Genomic DNA, 20,252 nt, shown 5'->3' on the forward strand with positions numbered 1-20,252 from the left:
AGGATGCATCATGGATAATCTGAATTTAAACAAACACATTTCCGGTCAGTTCAACGCAGAGCTTGAACACATACGCACGCAAGTGCTGACCATGGGCGGCTTGGTTGAGCAACAGTTGACCGATGCTATCACTGCGATGCACAACCAGGATGGTGAACTTGCCAAACGCGTGGTTGAGGGTGATGCCAAGGTTAATATGATGGAAGTGGCGATTGATGAAGCCTGTGTGCGCATCATTGCCAAGCGTCAACCTACAGCCAGCGATCTGCGTCTGGTGATGGCGATTATCAAGACGATTTCCGAACTGGAACGTATTGGTGACGTAGCGGATAAAATCTGCCGCACTGCGCTGGAGAAATTCTCGCATCAACATCAACCGCTGTTAGTTAGCCTGGAATCATTGGGCCGCCATACGGTGCAGATGCTGCATGATGTGCTGGATGCTTTTGCCCGTATGGATCTGGATGAAGCCATCCGTATTTATCGCGAAGACAAGAAGGTCGATCAGGAATATGAGGGCATCGTCCGCCAGTTAATGACTTATATGATGGAAGATCCGCGCACCATTCCGAGCGTACTGACAGCGCTGTTCTGCGCCCGTTCTATCGAGCGTATTGGTGACCGTTGCCAGAATATTTGCGAATTCATCTTTTATTTTGTCAAAGGTCAGGATTTCCGCCACATTGGCGGTGATGCGTTGGATAAATTGCTGGCAGACGGCAAAGAAGAGAAGAATGCTTAATTTTGCCCGTTGTTTTCCCATAAAGGCGCTGAAACAGCGCCTTTATGCTTTAGGAAAGCAGGAAAATCAAAAAGGTTATAAATATAGCGTTTAATATTATTTCATGTTCTAAGTGAGGCTTGCTAGCTTAGCCGTCAGCGGGGTATCAATCACTTGGGAGTCTTTCATGAAACAGCGCGTTCTAGCCTTAACTTTGTTAGCCAGCCTGACCAGTCTTGCCAGCGGAATGGCACATGCCGATAAACTCGACGATATCAAAAAAGCGGGCGTGGTTCGTATTGCGGTATTTGATAGCAACCCACCGTTTGGTTATGTGGACCCACAAAGCAAAAAGCTGGTGGGCTATGATGTTGATGTGGCCGATGCCATTGGTAAGGCACTTGGCGTTAAGGTTGAACTTCGCGCCACCAACCCGGCTAACCGCATTCCCTTGCTGGTTTCCAAAAAAGTTGACCTGATAGCCGCTAACTTCACCATTACCGATGAGCGGGCAAAAGAGGTGAATTTCAGTGTGCCGTATTTCGCTACCGGCCAGAAATTCATTGCTTATAAAGGCGTGCTGAAAACGCCAGAAGATATTAAAAATCTGCGCATTGGTGCGGACAAAGGCACCGTACAGGAAATTACCCTGCGTGAGCATTATCCAACCGCTAAAGTAATCTCCTATGATGATACGCCACTGGCGTTTGTCGCCTTGCGTAACGGCAACGTTCAGGCTATTACCCAGGACGATGCCAAACTGGTTGGCCTACTTGGCAACCTGCCCGCTGCGCAAAAAGCTGACTTTGAAATCTCTCCGTTCAGTATTACCAAAGAGTATCAGGGCGTCGGTATTCCTAAAGGTGAAGAGCGCCTGACAGCCATAATCAACGATACGCTGTTAAAACTGGAACAAGACGGTGAAGCCGTGAAAATTTACGATCGCTGGTTTGGCCCAGAAACCAAAACCGCCCAACCACGCGGCGATTTCAAAATAGGGCCATTGGGTCAACAGCCTAAAGCTTAATCTCCCTTCTGCCTTCCTCCCAAAGGAGAGAGGCATGGGTGAGGGGAAAGAACGCGCATGAATCTGCAACAACTTTCAGATTGGCTGCTGGCGCCGCAGTATCTGAGTTGGCTATGGAATGGCTTTCTGATGACATTGTGGCTGTCGGCCTGTGCGGGGCTGGCAGCAACGCTATTGGGTTTTGCTCTAGCGGCCATGCGCGATAGTACGTTACGCCCCTTAAACTGGCTCGCGGTGGCTTACAGCGCGTTGTTCCGCAATACGCCGTTATTGGTGCAACTGTTCTTCTGGTATTTTGCCGTTGGGCAAATTTTCCCTTCATCCGCCATGCAGTGGTTGAATACCCCGCATCAGCTTGGATTCTTCCATTGGCCCTCCTTTGAGTTTCTTGCGGGTTTCTTTGGCCTGACGCTCTATTCCACCGCATTTATCGCTGAAGAGATCCGTTCCGGTATCCGTGGCGTTGCCGGCGGACAAAAACATGCTGCTAACGCACTCGGGCTAACTGGTTGGCAATCGATGCGTTACGTGGTTTTACCTCAAGCATTGAAAATAGCTTTCCCGCCGTTGCTAGGGCAATACATGAATGTGATTAAAAACTCATCATTGGCCATGGCTATCGGTGTAGCTGAACTCTCTTACGCTTCGCGCCAGGTAGAAACAGAGACTCTGCGTACCTTCCAGGCGTTTGGCGTGGCAACGGTGTTGTACATCGCCATCATTGCCCTGCTCGAAGGGTGGGGCATGTGGCGTCAACAGCGTAAACCGCTGGGGGGGAACTAGGCTGTGTCCCTTAACTGTCCGTGGTGCCGTCGCAGACCCAAAAGCCCATTATCAAGGCGGAGGGCGCAGAGCAGAGTGGCCCTCTGTTCAAGTCCGACAACGCAGAGGATGGGCTTTTGGGGCGCGACCCGCAGGGCTGGGGCCATTTGTAAGCATTGCTGCGTTATTCGCCGCTTATTTGGTCCACCAAACCTCACGGCTCACGCCTTGCTCTGCGTACAAATGACCGCCAGCGGCGCTCGCGTCCAGTTAAGGGGCACAGCCTAATGGACTTTACAGTTATCCAGGAAAATCTGGGCTACCTGTTGTGGGGTACTTTCCCTGACGGGCCGTTGGGAGGCGCTGCGCTGACATTGGCAATTAGCCTGATGGCCGGCGTTGCTTCAGCCATTCTCGGTACGTTGTTGGGGGTGGCTTTGGCAATGTCGCGCGGCGTAGTCGCAGGGCTATTGGCTGCTGTTCTGGGGTTCTTTAGAGCGATCCCGGTGATCATGCTGATTTTCTGGACTTACTTCATGCTGCCGATAGTCTTCGGTGTGGATATTCCCGAAATTACTACGGTAGTGTGCGCATTGGCGTTGATTGCGTCGGCCTATCTGGCACATGCGGTAAAGGCGGGGATCGTCGCTATCGGCGCCGGGCAGTGGCAGGCGGGACTTTCCCTTGGTTTAAACCGCTGGCAGGTGTTGCGGATGATTGTCTTACCGCAAGCGCTGCGCATGATGGTTCCTTCGTTTATCAACCAATGGATTTCCCTGATTAAAGACACGTCGCTGGCTTATATTGTCGGTGTTGGTGAACTTACTTTCCTGGCGACACAGGTCAATAACCGCAGTATGGTCTACCCGATGGAGGTTTTCCTGTTCATAGCACTGGTGTATTTCATTTTCTGTCTGACGCTGGATCTGCTGGCAAACACGGTGAATAAACGCTTTAGCCCTCAAAGCAAAATGATTAAGCGGAGTTGGCGCTGGTGGCGTAATAAATCTCCATTACCTGAAAGTTAATCTGGGGGATATTAGGTAAATATTATATACGAGTGATTATTTCACCATAAAACTAATCAATGATAGAGATCAATATATTAGGTGGATATACGGAAATAGCCTTTTATACACTTGACAGATACTGCAATTATTTATGATAACTATCCCGGCAATACACTTAATTATTCAATTTACTTGAAAGCGAAAAGCTCGTGAAAATTTAACCACTGCTCGCAGTGGCTCTGGATATTGGTCGATAATGTAACCAACACGCGCAGTATGAATATACTCGTCATACTTCAAGCTGCATGGGTGTTGGCTGCGTCCGTTCGCACCAGTCACATAGTGGGCTATGTTCCTGGCGACTCTCAGACTTGCCGCCTACATGCAACTCGAATTATTTTGGGTATAATAGATACAAGGATGATTATCACGATGAATATTAGTATGTTATTTACCAGAACAGATCCCAGCCGACGTCGCTACGGTGTGGCGTTTTTTGTCGGCATTATTGCCGGGATACTCTCTGCCTTTGTCAAATGGGGGGCTGAGGTTCCACTGCCACCAAGAACTCTATCTGATGGACGAGCCGAATTTAATCCACCGTATCTGTTTTTGAGAGACTATCTGGGAATAGATCCCACAAGCACGGTTTACACTTTTTCTGAGCATATTATCAATCCGGTGATGGTAACCCATGTTATATTTTCACTGGTATTTGCCATTGGCTATTGCCTGGTTGCGGAAGTTTTCCCCAAGGTTAAACTCTGGCAGGGCGTATTAGCGGGTATTATTGCGACCATTGCAGTACACGGTATTAGCTTCCCTCTTCTAGATTTAACACCTCCTCTTTCGCAACTCCCATTTGATGAGTATCTTTCTGAAATACTCGGGCATATATTCTGGTTTTGGGTTATTGAAATCGTAAGAAGGGATTTACGTAATAGAATTGTTCACGAGCCTGATGCTGAAGTTCCTCTGACTGCCCCTTATCGTTAAACGTTGCCCGTGTGCAACTAGGCTGTGTCCCTTAACTGGACGCGAGCGCCGCTGGCGGTCATTTGTACGCAGAGCAAGGCGTGAGCCGTGAGGTTTGGTGGACCAAATAAGCGGCGAATAACGCAGCAATGCTTACAAATGGCCCCAGCCCGAAGGGTCGTGCCCCAAAAGCCCGTTCTCTGTGTTGTCGGGCTTGAACAGAGGGCCACTCTGCCCTTCACCCTCCGCCTTGATAACGGGCTTTTGGGTCTGCGACGGCACCACGGACAGTTAAGGGACACAGCCTAGTATTTGCTCGCCTCTTCGGGGGTGCGGCAACCTTCCCCGCCGAAGCGGGGAAGGTTCAAACAAGAGTTAATGAAAGTCTGAGCTCGCTTACAGCAACTGCCCCATATTGACGTACTTGGTTTCCATATACTCATCCAAACCGATATCCGCTCCCTCGCGGCCTAGTCCAGACTCCTTAATCCCACCAAAAGGTGCCACCTCGGTAGAGATAATCCCTTCATTAACGCCGACCATACCGCATTCCAAGGCTCTGGTGACGCGGAATGCACGTGCCAAATCCTGGGTATACAGATAAGCCGCCAAGCCAAACGGCGTTGCGTTAGCACGCTTGATGGCCTCATCTTCATCGGTAAAGCGGAAGCAGGCTGCCAGCGGGCCAAAGGTTTCTTCTTTTGCCAACTGCATCTGTTCGGTTGCGTCTGCCAGCACGGTCGGTTGGAAGAATGAACCGCCGAGCGCATGGCGTTCGCCACCACAAATCAGTTTCGCGCCCAGTTTTAGCGCATCCTGTAGGTGGGCTTCCACTTTTTCTACCGCTTTCAGATGGATCAGCGGCCCCTGCTGTGCTCCCGGCGTCATGCCTGGAGCTACCTTCAATGCCTGTGCGCTCTCGGCCAACTTTTGAACAAAACGGTCATAAATTCCGTCCTGCACATAGAAACGGTTAACGCAGACGCAGGTCTGCCCGCTGTTACGGAATTTTGCCGCCATCGCCCCGGCGACCGCCGCGTCGAGATCGGCATCGTCAAACACGATAAAGGGGGCGTTACCGCCCAGTTCCAACGATAGCTTTTTGACCGTATCCGCAGCCTGGCGCATCAGTAATTTACCGATAGGCGTTGAGCCAGTGAAAGATATTTTGCGTACCACAGAGCTTGCCATTAACGCCTGACCAATGGCGGGCGTATCACCAGAAACCACATTGATCACCCCGGCCGGAACGCCTGCCTGCTCTGCCAGAACAATCAATGCAAAGGCCGAAAGCGGGGTTTCGTTAGCCGGTTTGACCACGGCGGTACAGCCTGCAGCCAGCGCCGGGCCAAGTTTACGTGTCAGCATCGCCAGCGGGAAGTTCCATGGCGTTATTGCTGCAATGACGCCGACGGGCTCTTTAAATGTGAGGATTTGATTGCCACTTTTTGGCGCAGGGATGGTTTTCCCGTTAGCCCTTTTGGCTTCTTCGGCAAACCATTCAATAAAGCTGGCGGCATAGGCGACTTCACCCGTGGCCTCGGCTAGCACTTTGCCTTGTTCGGTAACCATCAATTCCGCCAGCTCTTTCTGATGTTGCATAATCAGTTGGAACCAGCGTTGCAGTATTTCGAACCGCGCCTTGGCGGTTAAGGCACGCCACGCTGGAAGTGCTGCTTCGGCGGCAGCAATGGCGGCCTCGGTTTCTGCACTGCCTGCTTGTGCGACATCGGCAACTTTCTCGCCATTGGCCGGGTTATTGACTGAATATGTGTTGGCAGTAGTCTGCCATTTTCCGTTGCAATACCAACCAGTACGCACTAATGAAGAATAAGTCGTCATGCGATATTCCTTGTTTCTTGGTGATCCACAGCGAAAAAACCGCGTGCCGGACGGCTTTCACGCGTAATGCGCTTGCCTGCGGTGTAGTCGTTAATCACATCGCAAGGGGTATAGTTGCGCTCCAGTTCATACCGCTCATTGTCGCTAAGGTGGGTGTCCAGTGCGGCTATGGCACAGTCGATCTGCTGCACTGAATCTGCGCCCACCAGCATACAATCCACACCTGGGTGGTTGATGACCCAAGACTGGGCGATCTGGGCTGGCGGCACACCGCGATGTTGAGCCACCAGGCTGACCGATTGCGCAACGTTAAGCGAAGTTGTGTCAGCATACATTTCCTGCGTGAAGAAATCGGTTTTGTTACGCACAGAATTGAAATCGCAACTCAGCAAACCTCTTGCCAGTGGGCTGAATACCGAAACGCCAATCCCTTGATCCCGGCAGAACGGGATCATTTCACGCTCTTCTTCGCGATAAGCACAGTTGAGTTGCAGCTGCATATTGATGGGGCTGGCATAGCCATTGCGTTCGCAGCACCAGAGGATCTTGGCCAACTGCCAAGTGTACATGGTGGAGACACCAACATAGCGCGCCTTACCTGAACGCACAATGTCATTCATGGCTGCCCAGGTTTCTTCTATTGGTGTATTCACGTCGAAGTAGTGCAGCATATAGATATCAACATAATCCGTGCCAAGACGGCGCAGACTGGCATCGATACTCTCCATGATGTGTTTGCGTGAATGCCCTTGATTGTTGGCACCAGCACCAATCGGGTAGCCAACTTTGGTGGTCAGTACCAGTTCGTTGCGGTTGGCAATGCGTTTGATCACCCGGCCAACCACCTCTTCCCCCGCACCACTGGAATAAAAGTCTGCCAGGTCGATAAAGTTAATTCCGCACTCCAATGCATGGCGGATCAACGGCTCGCTTTGTGCTTCATCGAAAATCCATGGTTTCCACTGTTTGCTGCCCATGTTCATGGTACCTAGGCATAACCGTGAGACTTTCAGGCCACATTGGCCCAGATTGATGTATTCCATGGCACTTTCCTCAGGCTTTCGGGGTATAGAAGGGGTTGCCTAACTGCGGCAATGCTTGGGCCAATTGCTGGCGTGTCGGTAATTTTTCCATTGCTGCCCGGATCGCCTGTGTGCAAGCACGATAGTTGTTGCGGTAAACCTCATCGATATCATTGCAGCCGGGATTTACCCAGTTAGCGGTAACGATGCACCACTCATCTTCGGCCTGTGCAGGCAAAATGCCTTCCAGCAGGGCCTCTGTCACTGCTTTGGCAATCGCCGCCTGTGATGCGCCCCAGGTTGCGTTACCATGCAGCTCACCTGCGATCTCCGCTTTGTTAACGTACAGCGTCATCGGCTTGGCTGGCACATTGGGTTTGATCACCACCATAAATGGGCAATGCCCTTGGCTGGGAGAGGCCAGGCTGGAGGAGAATGCCTGGCCGACCACGCCATTACGCGGTCCGATCATAATATTGATATGTGAGGCATTTACGCCGTTACCTTCAAACCCTTCACCGATATACATTTCCACAAAATATCTCCTTTTTTCATCAAGATAATGTTATTTGGCCTGAGCGGCGAAAGCGTTATCGGCGAGCGGTTCTGAACCCTGTGCGGCGTCAACCAGCGTTAGCCCTTTGGTTTCAGGTGCCCAGGCAATTGAAACAATCGCGCCAATAACCAATATCAACGCCAGAATGGCGGTCGTGGTCGGCATGCCGAAATGCACGATGGCCAGTGGCAGCAGGCCGGTGCCGATAGCCGATCCCAGGCGGCTCATTGAGGTGGCGAAGCCCACGCCCATAGAACGCACTTCGGTAGGGAAACTTTCGGCGGGGAATACTCCGACCAGATTGCTTACTGCTGACATCACCAGAGTAAAAGCGGCAAACATGGCGATCAGCCAGGCGGTCTGGCTAGCCGGGATAATGCTCATCAGTGCCAGGCAGGCAGCAAGAAAGATAAAGGAGCCAATCAGGAAGCCACGGCGTGAACAGATGATAGTCAGTACGATCCCCAGAAGTGCCCCAACAATCAGCAGGCCGTTTAGCAGCAGGTCGGTAGAGAAGTTATTGTCCAGCCCCATCACTTGTAGAATGGAAGGCAGGAAGGTGTAGATAGCGAAATAAGGGATCACCAGGCAGACAAAGAACAGGCTGTTGAAAGCGGTACGACGGCGGTATTTAGCACCGAACAGTGACAGAAAACGCTGTCTTGACATCACCGGAGCTTCGTCGACCAATATGACATTTGGCCCGAAGTATTTATGTACGATCGCCATGGCTTGCTCACGCTGCCCTTTGCCCATTAACCAGCGTGGTGATTCTGGTGTACCTATACGCATCAATAAGATGGCTAATGCCGGTATGGCGGAAGAAGAGAGTAACCAACGCCAGGCGTCCGGCCCCAGGGCCGTCAGGAAATGACCAGCAAAACCGGCGGCAACATAGCCAAAAGTCCAGATCACGCTAAATGAGCCGAGTAACACTCCACGGTGTTTGCGTGGTGAAAACTCGGCCAACATGGTGTGCCCTACCGAGAAATCACCACCTAATCCAATCCCGACCATGACCCGCAGCAGAAATAACTGCTCTGGCGTCGTTGCGAAGAATTGCAGGGCAGAAGCGAGCGTAATGATGACAAAACTGAAGGAGAAGATTTTCTGGCGACCGATATAGTCGGAGATCCAGCCAAGCACCAGACTGCCAATGAATAGCCCGATCAGCGCAGAACTGCCGAGCATCCCTTCCCAAAAAGGGGATAGGCCCATTTGCGGTTTGATCTGCGCTAACGCGAAACCGATGACACCCAGAACATAGCCATCGGTGAAATGTGCGCCGAAAGTCAGCCCGGCAATTTTGATATGGAACCGGTTTAACGGTACGTCGTCCATACGGATTTGTTGTTGAGTTAAATGTTGCATCTACCTGTCCTCCTTTTGGAGCGGTGTTTGTAGGGTTATTGTTGGTTTATTGTTTTTATTACGTTGACACTGTGGCAGTGAGTGGGGCGGTAGGCGAGTGCATTTTAGTCATACCCCTAAGAGCAAAACGCATGTGATCTGTCTCAGGTTTTTTGGAAATAAACGCTGCGAACCCTGTTTTAATGCAGCATGTTATTAACGTTTTATTAACACTATTGATGGTTGATACCGAGGTAGCCGGTCCGTGAGAAAACTCCCTTCTCTCAGTATGTTGCGTGTTTTTGAGGAAACCTGTCGGACGCTGAGTTTGAGCAAAGCGGCCGAGGCGCTGTTTATCACTCAGAGTGCTGCCAGCCGCCAGATAAAACAGTTGGAAACGTTTCTCGGTAAGTTGCTTTTCGTGCGTAGCCACAGTGGGTTAGCTTTGACGCAAGATGCCATGCTGTTATTGCCCGTGGTGCGCCAGTCACTGGATATCCTTGAAGAAGGTGTGCGCCACGTACAGTTGCATAATCCCTTGCAACATCTCAGGTTGCAGGTTGCACCAACGTTTGCCACCCGCTGGCTTGCCCCGCGTCTGGTGACGCTGCGTCAGCGCAACAGCCAGTTGCAAATTGCACTGATCAGCGAAGTGCGGCAAAAATACTGTGATTTTGATTGTGCTGTGCGTTTTGGCGATCTTGAGGCTAGTCTTGGCGGGGAATGGTTATGCCATGAGCAGTTGGTGTTGGTAGGGAGCCCATTACTGATGATTAACGGGGTATTTCCACCACTGAATACCCAGCCGCAGTTGCATATTCTCAACGGCGACAGCCGGATGGATACCTGGCAGCGTTGGCTTGCTGCTGCTGGGCGCACTGAAGTACAAGAACTGGGGGGTTTAGAGTTCAGCACGCAGGATCAGGTCATCAACGCCTGCATTACCGGCGCGGGTTATGCGGTGCTGGATAAGATGATGATCCGCAATGAATTGCAGACGGGTTTGTTGGTGTTACTGTCTCCGCTGGAGTTGAAAAGTGCCAACGGTTACTGGCTGGAGATCCCCCCTGGTAAGCGGGAATTACCACGCGTCGGTTATTTCCGCGACTGGTTGCGGGCAGAGATGGGCCGGATAGAACCGGCCATAGCCTAACTAACGGGTGAGCAACCAACCACGTTGTTGCCACAGTGCTGGCAACTGTGCCAGATGGTCAAATGTTGTCACCAGCGGGTGTTCGATCGGTTTATTGTGAGGATCGGCGCAGAAGTAGAACACTGGGATCCCGGCAGCAATCCCAGCCTGGACACCCGCAGCAGAATCATCAACCAGAATACAGCGCTCAGTTGGCACCTGCATTTGTTCAGCTGCATGGAAAATGATCGCCGGATCGGGTTTCCAGCGTTGAATATCGTAGCCACTGAACAGCCGGTCATCAAAATAGGACAACATGCCGGTAAGCCCGAGCGAATGCTGCATTTTGCTCACCGGGCCGTTGGAAACCGTACAGATTGGGACGCTCATCTGGGCCAGCAACTCTCGGGCACCGGCAATAGGTTGCAGCTCGGCATCAAACAGGCGTGCTACCTCCTGGCGAAAGACAGGTTCCAGTTTACCGATCGGTAAATCCACACCTTGTTCGGCGTTAACCTGCTCAATGATTTCGTAGAGTTTTACCCCTTTGTACTTTTTGAATACTTCTTCAAGCGAGAGCTCAATGCCGTAATGGGCAAACATGTGCACATAAGCCTTGCTGCACAGGACTTCGCTGTCTACCAGTGTGCCGTCACAATCAAATAAAACACATTCAATCTGATTCATTGGGGGTTAACATCCTCGGTTAAGTCGTTGTTATTGTCACTTTAACCCGATCGTACAAGATTGCGACCCCTTAATGCGGTAAAGCTGGCGAACATCAATAAATACAAGCCGTTGAAAAAATCATCCATAAAGTGGACGAAAAAAAACACTGAACAAGGTCAAAACCCTGAGATTTTGTTATAGGATAGCCGAGCTTTTCAATCCCCCCTCTTCGGATTTCTGATAATGAACAAACAAGACATCAGCCTTGATGCAAAGCAAGGCTTGCTTGAGCGTGTGTTTAAACTCAAGCAGCATGGAACCACGGTACGTACGGAAACGATTGCCGGTATTACCACCTTTTTAACGATGGTGTATATCGTGTTCGTTAACCCTCAGATCCTCGGTGCCGCGGGCATGGATACTCAGGCCGTCTTCGTCACGACCTGTCTGATTGCCGCCTTCGGCAGTATCTTGATGGGCTTGCTGGCAAACCTGCCGGTGGCGCTTGCACCTGCAATGGGCCTGAATGCGTTCTTTGCGTTTGTGGTGGTCGGTGCCATGGGTATTTCATGGCAGGTTGGTATGGGGGCTATTTTCTGGGGAGCCGTTGGTTTGCTGTTGCTGACCGTGTTCCGCATTCGTTACTGGATGATTGCCAATATTCCGCTGAGTCTGCGCGTGGGGATCACCAGTGGTATTGGCCTGTTTATCGCCATGATGGGGCTGAAAAACGCGGGCATCGTAGTGGCTAACCCGGATACGCTGGTGGCTGTAGGGAACCTGACTTCTCACAGCGTGCTGTTGGGCGCATTGGGCTTCTTTATTATTGCGGTACTGGCTTCACGCAATATTCATGCTGCGGTGCTGGTCTCTATTGTGGTAACCACGCTCATTGGCTGGGCACTGGGTGATGTGAAGTATGGCGGCGTGTTCTCCATGCCACCGGATGTGACTTCTGTTGTGGGCCAGGTAGATGTTGCTGGTGCATTGAATATCGGCCTTGCAGGTGTGATTTTCTCATTCATGCTGGTTAATCTGTTTGACTCGTCAGGCACCCTGATTGGTGTGACCGACAAGGCTGGCTTGACCGACGAAAACGGCAAGTTCCCGCGCATGAAACAGGCACTGTATGTTGACAGTATCAGTTCGGTTGCCGGGTCATTCATCGGTACCTCTTCAGTCACCGCCTATATTGAAAGTTCGTCTGGCGTTTCTGTCGGTGGGCGCACCGGTCTTACTGCCGTTGTTGTGGGCCTGCTGTTCCTGCTGGTGATCTTCTTGTCACCGCTGGCGGGTATGGTACCCGCCTATGCCGCCGCCGGTGCGCTAATTTACGTAGGGGTGCTGATGACATCCAGCCTGGCGCGAGTGAAATGGGACGACATGACCGAAGCAGTTCCGGCTTTTGTCACTGCTGCCATGATGCCTTTCAGTTTTTCTATTACCGAAGGTATTGCCTTGGGCTTTATCTCTTATTGCGTCATGAAGCTCGGCACTGGCCGTTGGCGCGAAATCAGCCCATGTGTGGTCGTGGTTGCGTTACTGTTCGTGCTGAAAATCGCATTTGTTGACGGGCACTAATTTAAAAATCAGGGCAGTTCATTCCGAGCTGCCCTTTCGCCGTCAGGCTCCCGGTGACGCATCAGCGCTTTTTCCCATCACCCAGCGCAGCGGTTGGTTGAAGCGCTCTTGCCATCCTCCTATCGCATCCTCTCCTTGAGAAAAATGCCCAGTTTCAACCTGATTTCTCTCGTTGAACAAGTTGGCAAAATGTAGCGCAAGAGCCTGATCGTTGAAATTTTTCCGATCATAGTAAGCGATCATAATGCGCTTGTTTTCCGCCAGCGAATGTTGGGCCGGGGGAATACTGCCTCTTGGCGCTATCAGCAGGGCGCCATTATAAAACTGCGGGTATTTTGCCATCAGATTGGCACCGTGAAGCGCTCCTTGACCACGTGCGGCCAGATACACCTGTTGAGGATTAAGCTTCAGTCGCGGGGTTAATTCTTGCAGAGTGCGTTGAATGGCACTTTGGGTACTCTCTTCGCTGAAGTTAGACCAGCGGAAACTGTCTTCAGCCAACATCTGGGTACCGTTCAACTCTATGTAAGCGACTCCGGCCTCTGCAAACAGTAACCGATCTTGTGGATTGATCTCGGCGGCTTTACCGTATGGGTGCAGGTAGACGATGGTTGGCCAACCCCCGCTTGGTGGCGTTCCATGAGGGACGGCATATTTTGGTTTACCTTCAAACTGTTGAGCATATTGCTCATAGCGGGCTTTGGTTTCAGCCAGAATGGAACGGTAGGTATCACTTTGCTGAATATTCTTGAATGCGTTGTCTTCCAGCAGGTTGTAGTAATACCATAATCCGCGTTTGGCGCTGAGTTGCAGGTAACGCTCAGCAAGTTCAGTCTGGCCTTTTTCCGCTGAAGAGGCGGCTAACTGAAAGGGGGCCCAGATATTGCGCTCATCTTCGCGTGTCAGTGTCAGATATAAAGACATGGCTTCGGTCTTTTTATCTTCCTGGCTATGGGCCGAACGCGGTAGTTGTGCATTCAGTGGGCTATGGGCGTGAAGAGTTATCGGCTCTTCTCCAACCGGATAGCGCTTTTCTGTAGCAAATGTCGAACTGGAGGCAAGGGCCATTAAACTGGCTAAAATAATGAAATACATAATATTATTACTTTATTTTTATATACTCTAAATAATTCGAGTTGCATGACGAGTATAGATACTGATTGAAGACTCTACTTAATAAGCGGCGCCTTAAGTTTGTGTACTTGAAGACGCCTCAAGCAAGCCTTATTTAACTCGGCGAATATAATCACTGAACGCAGATAACTGACTTGTCAGGAAATCCAGCGTGCCTTGATCTACCAATTTCCCTGCTTGCTCATCGACTTTATTCTGGATCACGCCACCCATAAATTCTGGTTTGTTCATGACCATGGCATCAAGAAATACCAGGATCTGGCGAAGGTGATATTGGCAGCGAGCACCGCCAATTGGCCCCATGGAACTGGTCTGAATCGCAACCGGTTTACCGGCCAACGGTTGGTTGGGCAAACGGGATAACCAGTCGATGGCGTTTTTCAGCCCACCGGGAACCGAATAGTTGTATTCGGGAGTGACAATTATCACGCCGTCAGCCTGGCGTATCTGTTCACCGATAGCGACAACATCGGATGGAAAACCCTCATCTTGCTGCCGATCTGCGTCGTAAAGTGGAATATCGCGAATGGAAGGAAGTGCTTCTATGATGACGCCTTGAGGAGCCAGCGTTGGTAATGCGCGGGCAACCATGGCGTTATAAGAGCCTTTACGCAGACTGCCCAGCAACGTAACGATTTTTAGTGCTTGGTCTGACATCATTTTTCTCCCTATTTAACCTGCAGATTGAACTTATAACCGTTGGCAGATAGTAGGACAAATTTTCAACATATAACAGATTGAATGCTGAATATTTATCCTTTGCTTACAATTTTATTTAGTTATTAATATTTTAAAAAAAGCCCAACTTCGTACATTTCGCCACAGACAGGTTTTTAGTTGGCATATTCAACGTAAAACAGGGTTGAGACTGGTCAACTTTAAGAAGCGAGTCGATGATGATGGGGTTCGCGATGATATAACCCCGTTTTTCTGCAGCCCTTGTTTTTCGTTGTACAGCCAACAATTCAGGCGATCTAGTCCAGGTTCGCGGGCGCAGGCCCAACTGAGATATTCACCTGCATCGCTCATTACCTGCACATTAGGGGTGATCCTCGAGCGTAAATGACCAGAAAAAGGATGCAGTTCTAGTGAGCCCTGCCCACTGTTACCCAAGCCAGAAAGTTTTAGCACCGCTTGACGAATACTCCACAGCTGTGTTTCTGCTTCTAACCGGTCATATTGTGCGGCAACCCAGGCATTTTCCGTAGCGGAGCAGAGCTGTTGCTGCAAGTTATGCCGGCGCGCACGCATAACCTCAATATCCAACCCGACCTTGCCTTCAAGACTGATTAAAACGCCGATGGTACTCCCGGCATAAGCAAGGCTGAAATCAGGTAAATGGCTATCCACAAAGCAAGGGCGGCCAGTCGGAGCCGTGGTTGTAGGGGGGAGAACAGGTATGCCGTACAGATAGAACATCATTTCGGCCAGCAGGATGCGGCCCTGCAAGAAACGTCGGCTGCGCTTGGCTGAGAAGTTGACGGTTTTTTCAATCAGATCATTGGGTAACCGGTGAGTTTGTAGATTTTCTGTTGTGGAGTCCCACCGGATAAAATGACAAGCCATTGCTCACTCCATGACCGAGGCTTATAAAAAACTGGAGTCCTAGAGTAATCATTACCTTAGGATTTTTCATTAAGAAAAAGCATGAGTTTTATCCTATTTATTTATCGTCTATATGTATTTTTAAATAAGTGAACTCATGCTTTCTATACGATAGCTATCACCGGGTTACTTCGGGTTTGCAGGTAAGCAGCGAAACACAAAATCTGCTGGAAGCAGACTTGAACTCACCACTAAGTGATGAGTTCAACAGGCTAGCACAGTTGCAATTTTGGGGGTGGCAGTTATCTCATCTTTAATTCTAGACTACGTTTGCGCGATGTAGAGCGAGGTTTTTCACGTTACTTGCCGATACAGAAGCTAGAGAAGATACGCCCCAACAGATCGTCAGAGGTAAATTCACCGGTAATTTCGCTCAGAGTTTGTTGCGCCAGCCGCAACTCTTCGGCCAGCAACTCTCCCGCGTGAGCGCTCACCAACTGTTCTTTACCCTGAACCAGGTGGTCAGCCGCTTGCTCTAATGCCTGCAAGTGGCGGCGACGCGCCAGGAAACCACCCTCCATATTGCTGGTGAATCCCATGCTCTGTTTCAGGTGATCGCGTAGCTGGTCAATGCCCTCACCAGTACGAGCAGAAAGGCGAATAAGTGAGTGGCCATTCACTTCGGTCAAACCCAGAGTTTCACCAGTGACGTCGGCTTTGTTACGCACCACCGTTATCGGCAAACGACTCGGCAGACGCGCCATAAACTCCGGCCAGATCTCTGTTGGCTCTGTGGCGTTGGTGGTGGTGCCATCAACCATAAACAGCACACGATCTGCCTGTTCGATCTCGTTCCAGGCGCGCTCAATGCCTATGCGCTCGACTTCATCGCTAGCATCCCGCAGACCCGCTGTATCTATAATATGCAGCGGCATGCCGTCGATATGAATATGTTCACGCAGCACATCGCGGGTAGTCCCGGCAATATCGGTAACGATTGCCGCTTCACGACCGGCCAGCGCGTTCAGTAAGCTGGATTTACCGGCGTTTGGCCGCCCGGCGATGACCACTTTCATCCCTTCACGCAGCAGACTGCCTTGACGCGCTTCTACCCGCACGTTGGCAAGAGAAGCCATCACGTCATTGAGCTGAGCTTCAATTTTGCCATCAGAAAGGAAGTCGATCTCTTCATCAGGAAAGTCAATCGCAGCCTCTACATAGATGCGCAAGTGAGTAAGCGCTTCCACAAGTTGGTGGATACGAATGGAGAAGGCCCCTTGCAGCGAGTTAATCGCAGAACGTGCCGCCTGTTCGGAACTGGCGTCGATAAGATCGGCAATGGCTTCGGCCTGTGCCAGATCCAGTTTGTCATTGAGAAAAGCGCGTTCGGAAAACTCACCGGGCCGTGCAATACGTACTCCAGGCAATGCCAGTACGCGTTTTAGCAACAGATCGAGGATCACTGGCCCACCGTGGCCTTGCAGTTCCAGTACGTCCTCACCGGTGAAGGAATTTGGGCCGGGAAACCACAGGGCAATACCCTGATCCAGTGTGCTACCTTCAGTGTCGCGAAACGCCAGATAATCGGCATAGCGCGGCTTTGGTAGTTTACCGAGTACCGAGAGAGCAACGTCTTTTGCTCCACGTCCTGAAATACGCAAAATGCCGACACCACCGCGACCAGGCGGAGTGGCAAGGGCTGCAATAGTATCGGTGGTTTTCATAACGGGTTATCTCTTTGGCAAATATGCAAAAAGGCGGTCTAATGACCGCCTCAGACTGCTGGCAATAAACTTATATTGCTAAAGCAGTTATACCCAAGTTACTTCAAGCAGTCACTGAAGGCTGCTTGAAGGGCGACGGGTATATTACGATTTCTTCTTGTCGCGGCTATGCAGACCACGTTTTTCCAGACCACGGTAAATCAACTGCTGCTGGATGATGGTCACCAGGTTACTGACGATATAGTACAGAACCAGACCAGACGGGAACCACAGGAAGAACACTGTGAAGATCACCGGCATGAAGGTCATGATTTTCTGCTGCATCGGGTCAGTCACCGTGGTTGGCGACATTTTCTGGATGAAGTACATGGTCACACCCATCAGCACTGGCAGGATGTAGAACGGGTCCTGTGCTGACAAGTCATGGATCCACCAGATAAACGGAGCGTGACGCAGTTCAACCGAGCCCATCAGCATGTAGTACAACGCCAGGAAGATCGGCATCTGAATGATCAACGGCAAGCAGCCACCCAGAGGATTTACTTTCTCAGCTTTGTACAGCGCCATCATTTCCTGGCTCATACGCTGCTTGTCATCACCGATACGTTCACGCATCGCCTGCAATTTAGGTTGCAGCATGCGCATTTTGGCCATTGAGGTGTACTGCGCTTTGGTCAGCGGGTACATGATGCCACGCACGATGAAGGTAATGATGATGATCGAGAAGCCCCAGTTACCGATAAAGCCGTGGATAAACTTCAGCAGCTTGAACAGGGGTTGCGAAATGAACCACAGCCAGCCGTAATCAACGGCAAGATCAAGATGTGGAGCCAGTTCGGCCATCTGATCCTGCAGTTCCGGGCCAACCCACAGGGTGGCGTTCAACTGCTTCTCTGTACCTGGCTGCACAATAACCGGTGTTGATTTGAAACCGATCGCAGAAAGGTTATCGCCAGGTTTGGCAGTATAGAAGGTATTGTTACCTGGAGTCTGTGGTACCCATGCAGTAGCGAAATACTGTTGCAGCATGGCAACCCAGCCGCCTTGGGTGGTGATATCCAGCTTCTCATCCTTGTCGAACGCATACTTCTGATATTTGTTATCGCTGGAGGAGTAGGCGGCGCCACGGAAGGTGTGCAAGGCAAAGTTGTTACTACCGGTATCACGGTGCTTAGGCAACTCGGTGTTCTGCTTCAACTGGCCAAACAGGGTCAGTTCCAGCGGGGAAGCACTTTTGTTGACGATGGAGTAATCCACACCGACGGCATAGTGGTTACGTTTGAGCACAAAGGTCTTGGTGAAGACCGATCCGTCTTTACCGGTAAAGGTCAGCGGAATACGCAGTTCGTCCTGGCCATCGGCCAGCGTGAAGGTGTCCTGCGCAGCTTCAAACAGAGGACGTTCACCGTTTGCCGGATTATCCGGGCCGTCTTTACCTGTCAGGCCACTTTGCGCCTGATAGACAAACGCCGGTGTGGTTTCCAGCAATTGGAACGGAGTCGATGAACCCAGGGAGTCAGGGTAGGCTAACAGTTTAGCCTGCTCAATGTCGCCACCACGGGTATTGATGGTCAACGAAAGCACGTCAGTGTTAACGGTAATCAATTTACCCTGGCCACTGGCTGGCACAGCCTGGCTTGCGGCGTCACCGGTTGCTGTGTTCGCAGTCTGTTGCGTGGTCTGGGCGACTGGTTGCGGAGCATTGTCCGTTTGCCAGGCCTGCCAGATCATGAAAGACACGAACAGCAGAGCGATGAGGAGAAGATTGCGTTGCGAATCCATCGTTAGTGTTCTCTGTTATCGTCGGTTTTGGGCGGCACGGGATCATCGCCACCTGGGTTCAAAGGGTGGCATTTTAATACGCGTTTCAATGTCAACCAACTGCCTTTTAACATGCCAAACCTGCTTAATGCCTCAATTGCGTAATGAGAACATGTCGGCTGGAAGCGACAACGTGGCCCAAGCAACGGACTGATCACAAGCTGATAAGCCCGGACCAGCCCGATCAGGATGCGGGAGCCTGGCGACAGTGGCGACGCCATAATTTTTCCAAAGCTTCCGTCAGTGCACGGTTATCCAAATCCGCTATCCCTTTTTTAGCCACCACGACAAAATCCATCGCCGGTAACTCGTGCTGACGTAAACGGAAGCTCTCACGGGTGAGGCGTTTGATCCGGTTGCGTTCATGCGCGCGTTTGACGTGTTTCTTGGCGACGGTAAGACCGATGCGGGGATGCCCCAGCTGGTTCAGGCGGCCGAGGATGGTGATTTGCGGCGTGCCAGCCCGTTGTGGCTGCTGGAAGACGAAAGTGAAATGAGTGGGAGTTAACAAACGTAACTCCCTGGGAAAAGCTAGCTTAACCACTCAGCGGGTTAGCTTTTATTACTTAGAAACGGTCAGACGAGTACGGCCTTTCGCACGACGGCGGGCCAGAACTTGACGACCATTCTTGGTGGCCATACGAGCACGGAAACCGTGGCTACGGTTGCGCTTCAGTACGGACGGTTGGAAAGTGCGTTTCATGGCGATTTCTACCTAAACTTGAATAAATAACTGTCAAAAGCGTTTGGCTACTCGGCGTGAAGATGACCGACGCCTCAATCGCAATACATAAAGAGGCGGGATTGTAATAATTGTACAGTCCTGAGTCAATTCACATCGCGCCAGCCTACCTGGTTGTCTGCCAATACGGAGTAAAATCCGGTCTTGGCCCGTGGTCACCGCAGAATCCTGTCTGGCTAATGACTCACCATTAAGGAACCAGGTATCACACGTAGGGCGAAGATTATACGGACTCACAGGTAAATCGCAAGGATCCCGCAATGATCCTGGGCGTTTTGTATAAAGATCTGCGTGGATAACAGGGTATAACTTGATCCTTGTGTAAAAACCTGGGGCGACGGGCTCAGATCTCATCGGTATTGGCATCGCATGGGGTAAAATATCGCCACTCACTGCGGGCTGTGGATAAAATGGATCTAATCTGTGATGAAGGGGAGGATCTCTTGAGCGGATTGCGTTATGATCCGTCATTCCAATCACGATCCCAAACGAGGGATCGTCAGGGACATAAACCGTGAAAGGCGGTTCGCATGCCCTACAGGTTTTCAGCCGATGCCGGGCGTGTGTCAAAAATCATGAGTTATAAAAAAGTAGCCTGATTCTTTTTCATTTATTGATCTTGTTCGAGTGGAGTCCGCC

Annotated in this window: 20 protein-coding genes; 7 read left to right on the forward strand and 13 right to left on the reverse strand. The window is 50.9% G+C overall.

The window, feature by feature from the left end; genetic code table 11:
* The first annotated feature begins 10 nt into the window (after positions 1 to 10).
* From phoU to SAQUA_RS24565, 5 genes are all read left to right on the forward strand, one after another.
* Entirely contained in the window at positions 11 to 742 is a 732-nt protein-coding gene (phoU, locus tag SAQUA_RS24545; protein WP_380679408.1) for a phosphate signaling complex protein PhoU, read from the forward strand.
* Between the two features lie 166 nt (positions 743 to 908).
* Positions 909 to 1,748: an ABC transporter substrate-binding protein gene (locus tag SAQUA_RS24550; protein ID WP_380679405.1), complete on the forward strand. Its 840-nt coding sequence runs from the start codon at positions 909 to 911 to the stop codon at positions 1,746 to 1,748.
* Positions 1,749 to 1,805: 57 nt separating this feature from the next.
* The gene (locus SAQUA_RS24555; RefSeq protein WP_380679402.1) at positions 1,806 to 2,531 is read left to right on the forward strand and encodes an amino acid ABC transporter permease; all 726 of its coding nucleotides are present in this window, start codon (positions 1,806 to 1,808) and stop codon (positions 2,529 to 2,531) included.
* A gap of 266 nt (positions 2,532 to 2,797) precedes the next feature.
* On the forward strand, positions 2,798 to 3,538 hold the full coding sequence (locus SAQUA_RS24560) for an amino acid ABC transporter permease (protein WP_380679399.1): 741 nt from the start codon (positions 2,798 to 2,800) through the stop codon (positions 3,536 to 3,538).
* 414 nt (positions 3,539 to 3,952) lie between these two features.
* Positions 3,953 to 4,516 (forward strand): YagU family protein, encoded by a 564-nt coding sequence (locus SAQUA_RS24565; RefSeq protein WP_380679396.1) that lies wholly within the window; start codon positions 3,953 to 3,955, stop codon positions 4,514 to 4,516.
* A 375-nt stretch (positions 4,517 to 4,891) separates the two neighbouring features.
* Here SAQUA_RS24565 and SAQUA_RS24570 read toward each other — a convergent pair whose 3' ends face one another.
* The 4 genes from SAQUA_RS24570 to SAQUA_RS24585 are packed head-to-tail and all read right to left on the reverse strand — an operon-like array spanning position 4,892 to position 9,286.
* On the reverse strand, positions 4,892 to 6,337 hold the full coding sequence (locus SAQUA_RS24570) for an NAD-dependent succinate-semialdehyde dehydrogenase (protein ID WP_380679393.1): 1,446 nt from the start codon (positions 6,335 to 6,337) through the stop codon (positions 4,892 to 4,894).
* Positions 6,334 to 7,380: an aldo/keto reductase gene (locus SAQUA_RS24575; protein WP_380679391.1), complete on the reverse strand. Its 1,047-nt coding sequence runs from the start codon at positions 7,378 to 7,380 to the stop codon at positions 6,334 to 6,336. The genes SAQUA_RS24570 and SAQUA_RS24575 overlap by 4 nt, the downstream gene beginning before the upstream one ends.
* 10 nt (positions 7,381 to 7,390) lie before the next feature.
* Positions 7,391 to 7,894, reverse strand: coding sequence for a formaldehyde-activating enzyme (fae, locus tag SAQUA_RS24580; RefSeq protein WP_380679388.1), 504 nt, complete (start codon positions 7,892 to 7,894; stop codon positions 7,391 to 7,393).
* Positions 7,895 to 7,924: 30 nt separating this feature from the next.
* Positions 7,925 to 9,286, reverse strand: coding sequence for an MFS transporter (locus SAQUA_RS24585; protein WP_380679386.1), 1,362 nt, complete (start codon positions 9,284 to 9,286; stop codon positions 7,925 to 7,927).
* Between the two features lie 244 nt (positions 9,287 to 9,530).
* On the opposite strand from SAQUA_RS24585, the gene SAQUA_RS24590 reads away from it, so the two are divergent.
* Entirely contained in the window at positions 9,531 to 10,418 is an 888-nt protein-coding gene (locus SAQUA_RS24590) for a LysR substrate-binding domain-containing protein (RefSeq protein ID WP_380679383.1), read from the forward strand.
* Here the strand turns inward: SAQUA_RS24590 and yieH are convergent, their stop codons facing one another.
* Positions 10,419 to 11,084, reverse strand: coding sequence for a 6-phosphogluconate phosphatase (gene yieH, locus SAQUA_RS24595; RefSeq protein WP_380679380.1), 666 nt, complete (start codon positions 11,082 to 11,084; stop codon positions 10,419 to 10,421).
* A 225-nt stretch (positions 11,085 to 11,309) separates the two neighbouring features.
* Here yieH and SAQUA_RS24600 point away from each other — a divergent pair, with 225 nt between their 5' ends.
* On the forward strand, positions 11,310 to 12,647 hold the full coding sequence (locus SAQUA_RS24600) for an NCS2 family permease (RefSeq protein ID WP_380679378.1): 1,338 nt from the start codon (positions 11,310 to 11,312) through the stop codon (positions 12,645 to 12,647).
* A 42-nt stretch (positions 12,648 to 12,689) separates the two neighbouring features.
* Here the strand turns inward: SAQUA_RS24600 and SAQUA_RS24605 are convergent, their stop codons facing one another.
* The 8 genes from SAQUA_RS24605 to rpmH form a co-directional block, all read right to left on the reverse strand.
* Positions 12,690 to 13,742, reverse strand: a complete 1,053-nt coding sequence (locus tag SAQUA_RS24605; protein ID WP_380679375.1) for a hypothetical protein — start codon at positions 13,740 to 13,742, stop codon at positions 12,690 to 12,692.
* Positions 13,743 to 13,871: 129 nt separating this feature from the next.
* Positions 13,872 to 14,438 carry an NADPH-dependent FMN reductase gene (locus tag SAQUA_RS24610; RefSeq protein ID WP_380679503.1) on the reverse strand — a complete coding sequence of 189 codons (567 nt, stop codon included), beginning with the start codon at positions 14,436 to 14,438 and terminating at the stop codon, positions 13,872 to 13,874.
* A 189-nt stretch (positions 14,439 to 14,627) separates the two neighbouring features.
* Positions 14,628 to 15,347 (reverse strand): 4'-phosphopantetheinyl transferase family protein, encoded by a 720-nt coding sequence (locus tag SAQUA_RS24615; RefSeq protein ID WP_380679372.1) that lies wholly within the window; start codon positions 15,345 to 15,347, stop codon positions 14,628 to 14,630.
* Between the two features lie 338 nt (positions 15,348 to 15,685).
* Positions 15,686 to 17,050, reverse strand: a complete 1,365-nt coding sequence (gene mnmE / locus SAQUA_RS24620) for a tRNA uridine-5-carboxymethylaminomethyl(34) synthesis GTPase MnmE (protein WP_380679369.1) — start codon at positions 17,048 to 17,050, stop codon at positions 15,686 to 15,688.
* Between the two features lie 144 nt (positions 17,051 to 17,194).
* The gene (gene yidC, locus SAQUA_RS24625) at positions 17,195 to 18,832 is read right to left on the reverse strand and encodes a membrane protein insertase YidC (RefSeq protein WP_380679366.1); all 1,638 of its coding nucleotides are present in this window, start codon (positions 18,830 to 18,832) and stop codon (positions 17,195 to 17,197) included.
* 2 nt (positions 18,833 to 18,834) lie between these two features.
* Positions 18,835 to 19,092, reverse strand: a complete 258-nt coding sequence (gene yidD / locus SAQUA_RS24630) for a membrane protein insertion efficiency factor YidD (RefSeq protein ID WP_380679363.1) — start codon at positions 19,090 to 19,092, stop codon at positions 18,835 to 18,837.
* On the reverse strand, positions 19,056 to 19,415 hold the full coding sequence (rnpA, locus tag SAQUA_RS24635) for a ribonuclease P protein component (RefSeq protein ID WP_004950547.1): 360 nt from the start codon (positions 19,413 to 19,415) through the stop codon (positions 19,056 to 19,058). The genes yidD and rnpA overlap by 37 nt, the downstream gene beginning before the upstream one ends.
* Positions 19,416 to 19,433: 18 nt before the next feature.
* Positions 19,434 to 19,574 carry a 50S ribosomal protein L34 gene (gene rpmH, locus SAQUA_RS24640; RefSeq protein WP_004093983.1) on the reverse strand — a complete coding sequence of 47 codons (141 nt, stop codon included), beginning with the start codon at positions 19,572 to 19,574 and terminating at the stop codon, positions 19,434 to 19,436.
* Between the last annotated feature and the right edge of the window lie 678 nt (positions 19,575 to 20,252).

The organism is Serratia aquatilis, assembly GCF_044865145.1.
Classification (GTDB): Bacteria; Pseudomonadota; Gammaproteobacteria; order Enterobacterales; family Enterobacteriaceae; genus Chania; species Chania aquatilis.

Bases quoted from the DNA above. Each gene is read 5' to 3' on its own strand.
- SAQUA_RS24570 (WP_380679393.1), bottom strand. From the start codon at position 6,337: ATGACGACTTATTCTTCATTAGTGCGTACTGGTTGGTATTGCAACGGA.
- SAQUA_RS24550 (WP_380679405.1), top strand. From the start codon at position 909: ATGAAACAGCGCGTTCTAGCCTTAACTTTGTTAGCCAGCCTGACCAGT.
- SAQUA_RS24605 (WP_380679375.1), bottom strand. From the start codon at position 13,742: ATGTATTTCATTATTTTAGCCAGTTTAATGGCCCTTGCCTCCAGTTCG.
- yidC (WP_380679366.1), bottom strand. From the start codon at position 18,832: ATGGATTCGCAACGCAATCTTCTCCTCATCGCTCTGCTGTTCGTGTCT.
- SAQUA_RS24565 (WP_380679396.1), top strand. From the start codon at position 3,953: ATGAATATTAGTATGTTATTTACCAGAACAGATCCCAGCCGACGTCGC.
- SAQUA_RS24610 (WP_380679503.1), bottom strand. From the start codon at position 14,438: ATGTCAGACCAAGCACTAAAAATCGTTACGTTGCTGGGCAGTCTGCGT.
- phoU (WP_380679408.1), top strand. From the start codon at position 11: ATGGATAATCTGAATTTAAACAAACACATTTCCGGTCAGTTCAACGCA.
- SAQUA_RS24615 (WP_380679372.1), bottom strand. From the start codon at position 15,347: ATGGCTTGTCATTTTATCCGGTGGGACTCCACAACAGAAAATCTACAA.
- yieH (WP_380679380.1), bottom strand. From the start codon at position 11,084: ATGAATCAGATTGAATGTGTTTTATTTGATTGTGACGGCACACTGGTA.
- SAQUA_RS24560 (WP_380679399.1), top strand. From the start codon at position 2,798: ATGGACTTTACAGTTATCCAGGAAAATCTGGGCTACCTGTTGTGGGGT.
- SAQUA_RS24575 (WP_380679391.1), bottom strand. From the start codon at position 7,380: ATGGAATACATCAATCTGGGCCAATGTGGCCTGAAAGTCTCACGGTTA.
- mnmE (WP_380679369.1), bottom strand. From the start codon at position 17,050: ATGAAAACCACCGATACTATTGCAGCCCTTGCCACTCCGCCTGGTCGC.
- SAQUA_RS24585 (WP_380679386.1), bottom strand. From the start codon at position 9,286: ATGCAACATTTAACTCAACAACAAATCCGTATGGACGACGTACCGTTA.
- SAQUA_RS24600 (WP_380679378.1), top strand. From the start codon at position 11,310: ATGAACAAACAAGACATCAGCCTTGATGCAAAGCAAGGCTTGCTTGAG.
- SAQUA_RS24555 (WP_380679402.1), top strand. From the start codon at position 1,806: ATGAATCTGCAACAACTTTCAGATTGGCTGCTGGCGCCGCAGTATCTG.
- yidD (WP_380679363.1), bottom strand. From the start codon at position 19,092: ATGGCGTCGCCACTGTCGCCAGGCTCCCGCATCCTGATCGGGCTGGTC.
- rpmH (WP_004093983.1), bottom strand. From the start codon at position 19,574: ATGAAACGCACTTTCCAACCGTCCGTACTGAAGCGCAACCGTAGCCAC.